Source organism: Bacillus sp. JJ1566 (assembly GCF_036962685.1).
Classification (GTDB): Bacteria; Bacillota; Bacilli; order Bacillales; family Bacillaceae_L; genus Ferdinandcohnia.
Window position 1 is genome coordinate 1 of the sequence record NZ_JBALOP010000082.1, and the last position, 4528, is coordinate 4528.

Sequence of the window (4528 nt, forward strand, 5' to 3'; positions counted from 1 at the left end):
CACCTACACCTATTAGCATGACAAAGACCGATTGCATCCTGCCATTCTCGTAGCCGACTATAAATGATAATCCCCATTCAATTGCCATGATTGCCAATGCCATCATGGCCGCAAAAATCGCCATTAATAGAGACCTTCTTGCAAACAATGAATAACGATATCCTGCATGTCTTGATATCATCCAGAAGCAATACGCAATCGCTACTGTGTATCCTAAGGCAGTTGCAAGGACCGAACCAATCTCACCGAACCAGGTAATAAACAGACTATTGAAGCTGATTTTAAGAATGAGTCCCAAAAACAAACTCACTACCGCGAATTTCTGCTTATTAATTCCTTGTAAAATAGCTGCTGAAATCGAATAAAATGAAAATAGAATCGCAACAGGTGCATACCATCTTAAAATTCGACCACCAGCGTCGCTTATTTCAAAAAATGCATTAAATGCTGGGTATGCTAGGACTGATAAACCAACGACCGCAGGTAAAACCAACAGGACACAAATTTGAAAGGTCTTATCAATTTGGCTTCTTAACAGTTTGAAATCTCCAGATGTAAACGAATTCGTAATCGTTGGAACAAGTGTTAAGCTGAAAGCCGTTGCCAATGACACAGGAATCATCACCAATTTTGGAACCATAAATGTTACATATGAAAATAAACCTTCCGATACATCTTTTTCGATTCCGTTCCCCATCATTGTTCGGTTAAAGGTTAATTGGTCAACGTATTGATAAAGTGGAATTGCTAATCCCACTAAGACAAATGGTCCTGCGTAGGAAAATAATTCCTTGAACATTTCCTTTGTTGTTATATCCGTTTGTGGTCTGCTTTTTGTGAGCATTTCATCTAAATATGGTTTTCGCTTAAACCAATACCATAAGAGGACCGTCAAACCACCAAGTGCTCCAATAAAAGCGCCAAATGTAGCCAATCCAACCGCAAAGACTCTTTCACCATCGATTACCTTCATCACTATAAAGGTTGCAGAAAGAACAAATAGAATACGGACTACCTGTTCCACTACCTGTGAAACAGCAGTCGGTCCCATGGATTGATGACCTTGAAAAAACCCTCGTTGGATACTCATGATTGGGACAACTAGTAAAGCAAAACTCACCATACGAATGACGTATGTAACATCTTCAACCGTATTACCTGTATCTCCTCCACCACCAAGAACAATTGGTGCAAGAATTGGTGCAAGTAAATTAAGGATTATAAAACCTATTAGACCTGTAAGCCCCATCACGAATAGTCCAGATTTATACATCCTCATTCCGGTATGATAATCACCTAAAGAATTATATTTCGAAACAAATTTTGAAACAGCAGCTGGTATTCCTGCAGTTGATATAAATAAAAAGATTGTATATTGTGCATAACCATACGAATAAAGGGCAGATCCAAGATTTCCAACTAAATAAACGAAGGGAAAAACATAGATCATTCCCAAAATACGAGAAGTATATGTAGCAAGAGTTAAGACAAACGTCCCACGCAGTAATTTCGAATTCGAATCTGACATATTAAATCCCCAATCTTAATTTTTGAAGACTAACTAATCAAGTTTATCATATTTATAAAAATTATTAACCTATAATTTTTTGTCTGTTTCATGACATACCAGCCTTATTTCTATGTCATGTATAGTTTAGACTTGTTGGTTTTGAAATTCAACGTTATTATCTGCTCCATTCACATGATATGATGTATATAAGAGACAATAGGAGTGTGGAAAGCCATGAATCATATTATATTGTTTGATGGTGTTTGTAATTTTTGCAATAGCAGTGTGCAATTTATCCTAAAAAGAGATGTTAAACAGCGATACCATTTTGCCTCTCTTCAAAGTGAAGCAGGAAAGGCATTATTGAAAAAACACGGTATTCCAGATGACATTAATAGTTTCGTATTAATAGAGGATGAACGTTGTTTTACAAAATCAAGTGCCGCACTTAGAGTTTGTCGTAATCTAAAGGGAGTTTACCACTTTCTTTATATATTTAGATTTATTCCAGCACCAATTCGGGATATATTTTATCATGTAATTGCCAATAATCGTTATAAATGGTTTGGAAAACAGGAAAGCTGTATGCTTCCACCTCCAGAGGTTCGCAAACGTTTTTTAGACTGAGAATAAGGAGTGTTCTATTTGCAGTATGATGTAATTGTAATTGGAGGAGGGCCGTCGGGCTTAATGGCTGCGATAGCCGCAGGCGAGCAAGGGGCGAAGGTTCTCCTTTTAGATAAAGGAAATAAGCTTGGAAGAAAGCTTGCAATTTCAGGTGGAGGGCGGTGTAATGTCACAAACCGGCTTCCAATCGATGAAATCATTAAACATATTCCAGGGAACGGTCGATTTTTATATAGCGCATTTTCTGTGTTTAATAATGAAGATATCATTGCTTTCTTTGAAAAATTAGGGATTCAACTTAAAGAAGAGGACCACGGTAGAATGTTTCCGACAACCGATAAAGCACAATCTGTCGTCGATGCATTGTTAACTAGACTCAAGTCATTAGATGTACATGTCGAAACAAACACACCTGTTGCTAAGCTAGAATACAAAGATGGACATGTTGCTGGTGTTCATTTAAAAAGCGGTGAGTACTTAGATGCCAGAAGTATCGTTGTCGCAGTCGGCGGTAAATCCGTACCACAGACTGGTTCGACCGGTGACGGATATGCTTGGGCAGTAGCCGCTGGTCATACAATCACAGATCTATTTCCAACTGAAGTCCCAGTTACATCTGACGAGGATTTCATCAAAAACAAAATCTTACAAGGTCTGGCTCTACGTGACGTAGCTGTTAGTGTCTTAAATCCAAAAGGAAAAACAGTCATCACTCATCAAATGGACATGCTGTTCACGCATTTTGGTATTTCAGGTCCGGCTGTTTTACGCTGCAGCCAGTTTGTGGTAAAAACGCTAAAGAAATTTAAAGTAGATCGTGTTGTCATGAGCATTGATGCAATACCATCAATGAACGAGGAGCAAATCTTTCAGCAAATTGTAAAACTAACAAAAGAAGATCCAAAAAAGGCTTTTAAAAATATTGTAAAAGGGTTGTTACCAGAACGGTATCTTCTATTTTTATTAGAGAAAAACGAAATCGATCCACAGGTTACCTTTGCGAATTTGTCTCACGACAGTATCCGCGCCTTTGCTAAGGATTGCAAACAATTTCAGTTCACGGTCAACGGGACACTGCCAATTGAAAAAGCTTTTGTAACAGGTGGTGGCGTTTCAATAAAAGAGATTCATCCAAAGGAAATGGAGTCAAAGTTCATGAAAGGGCTCTTTTTCTGCGGGGAAATCCTTGATATTCACGGATATACGGGGGGCTATAATATCACATCAGCCCTTGTGACAGGGAGATTAGCTGGTAAAAATGCAGGAAAACAATCAACTGCAATACGAAACTAAATTAGAGCCTAACTCACAAGCACGCTGTGGGTTAGGCTCTATATATGATCATTGCTGAAAAACAAAAAATTTGCTCATCCTCTTGGTCACAGGAAACCCCAACCTGGAATTTAACCTCAACTATATCATCTTCATCTACTTTTTCGAAGAATCGATTCATCTTATGTTCTAAATCTTCTTCATGTTCTTCATCAAAAATCTTAACCTTTATCGCCATAAAACTCCACCTCCACCACTAGTATTGACAGAGTTTTAGATTGTTAAGCTTATAATCTAGGTTTTTTTATTCTTTTCCAGATAATGAATCCTATAACTAATAAAATCGCTATTATGGAAAGCAAATAAACAAGATTTGATTTTCCTAATTCGTCCTGTAGGTCCACTTTTTCGGTTGGTTCTTTCCCCTGGCCAAGTAAAGCTAAATCCTCACTTGCTACAGATAGTAATGCCGTTCTTTCACAAAAACCCGTTTCTAGTTGGTTTATTTCTCCGTAAGCGTATACAAGATATTCCTTATTTAATTCAAATTCATACCCACAGCTCGCACCTGATCTTGCAGTGCTTATGATGACTTGAGAAGTATTGATTCCCTTCCAGCTTTCGTTAACTTCAAATAACACTTCAATTGGGTCCCCACTTGATTGGATGTAGGAAAATTTATTTTCATCTACAAGATCAATCACTTTTCCAGAAAAAACGGCCGTTTTTCTATTTAGCTCATCCTTCACCGATTCTGGATAAGCACACGAACATGCTGATGCTTGTCGAGGGAAAAGTCCAATAACAATCAGAAAAAGTAACAGTAGGACAAGTAGCCCTTTTATATATTTCAACCCGTCGACCCCCTTTTAGGTATAGTCGAAAAAAGTGAGTAAAGGTTACATCCAACGAAGGCTCACTCTTACCTGGTGTTAACCCTATGAGTTTTTCCTGTTTTATCCATAACCCTTGGCTTATCTGGAGTTTATACTATGACTTTTTCCTGTTTTATCCATAACTATTGTCTTATCTGGAGTTTATACTACGACCTTTTCCTAAATTATCCAAAACTAGTGGCTTATCCGGAGTTTATACTATGGCTTTTTCCTGTTTTATCCA

At 37.8% G+C, this 4528-nt stretch carries 5 protein-coding genes; 2 read left to right on the forward strand and 3 right to left on the reverse strand.

The features are described from left to right. The coding region (locus V7112_RS23350) for a putative polysaccharide biosynthesis protein (protein ID WP_335424309.1) at positions 1–1528 on the reverse strand (1528 nt) is incomplete at its 3' end. A gap of 216 nt (positions 1529–1744) precedes the next feature. On the opposite strand from V7112_RS23350, the gene V7112_RS23355 reads away from it, so the two are divergent. Beyond that, complete coding sequence (locus V7112_RS23355) at positions 1745–2137, forward strand: thiol-disulfide oxidoreductase DCC family protein (protein WP_335424311.1); 393 nt, start codon at positions 1745–1747, stop codon at positions 2135–2137. A gap of 18 nt (positions 2138–2155) precedes the next feature. After that, positions 2156–3430: an NAD(P)/FAD-dependent oxidoreductase gene (locus V7112_RS23360; RefSeq protein WP_335424314.1), complete on the forward strand. Its 1275-nt coding sequence runs from the start codon at positions 2156–2158 to the stop codon at positions 3428–3430. Between the two features lie 31 nt (positions 3431–3461). Here the strand turns inward: V7112_RS23360 and V7112_RS23365 are convergent, their stop codons facing one another. After that, positions 3462–3647: a sporulation protein Cse60 gene (locus V7112_RS23365; RefSeq protein WP_335424316.1), complete on the reverse strand. Its 186-nt coding sequence runs from the start codon at positions 3645–3647 to the stop codon at positions 3462–3464. A 49-nt stretch (positions 3648–3696) separates the two neighbouring features. Next, positions 3697–4263, reverse strand: a complete 567-nt coding sequence (locus tag V7112_RS23370) for a hypothetical protein (protein ID WP_335424318.1) — start codon at positions 4261–4263, stop codon at positions 3697–3699. Between the last annotated feature and the right edge of the window lie 265 nt (positions 4264–4528).

Excerpts from the sequence above, each read along its gene's own strand:
- V7112_RS23365 (WP_335424316.1), bottom strand. The coding sequence starts at position 3,647 with ATGGCGATAAAGGTTAAGATTTTTGATGAAGAACATGAAGAAGATTTA.
- V7112_RS23355 (WP_335424311.1), top strand. The coding sequence starts at position 1,745 with ATGAATCATATTATATTGTTTGATGGTGTTTGTAATTTTTGCAATAGC.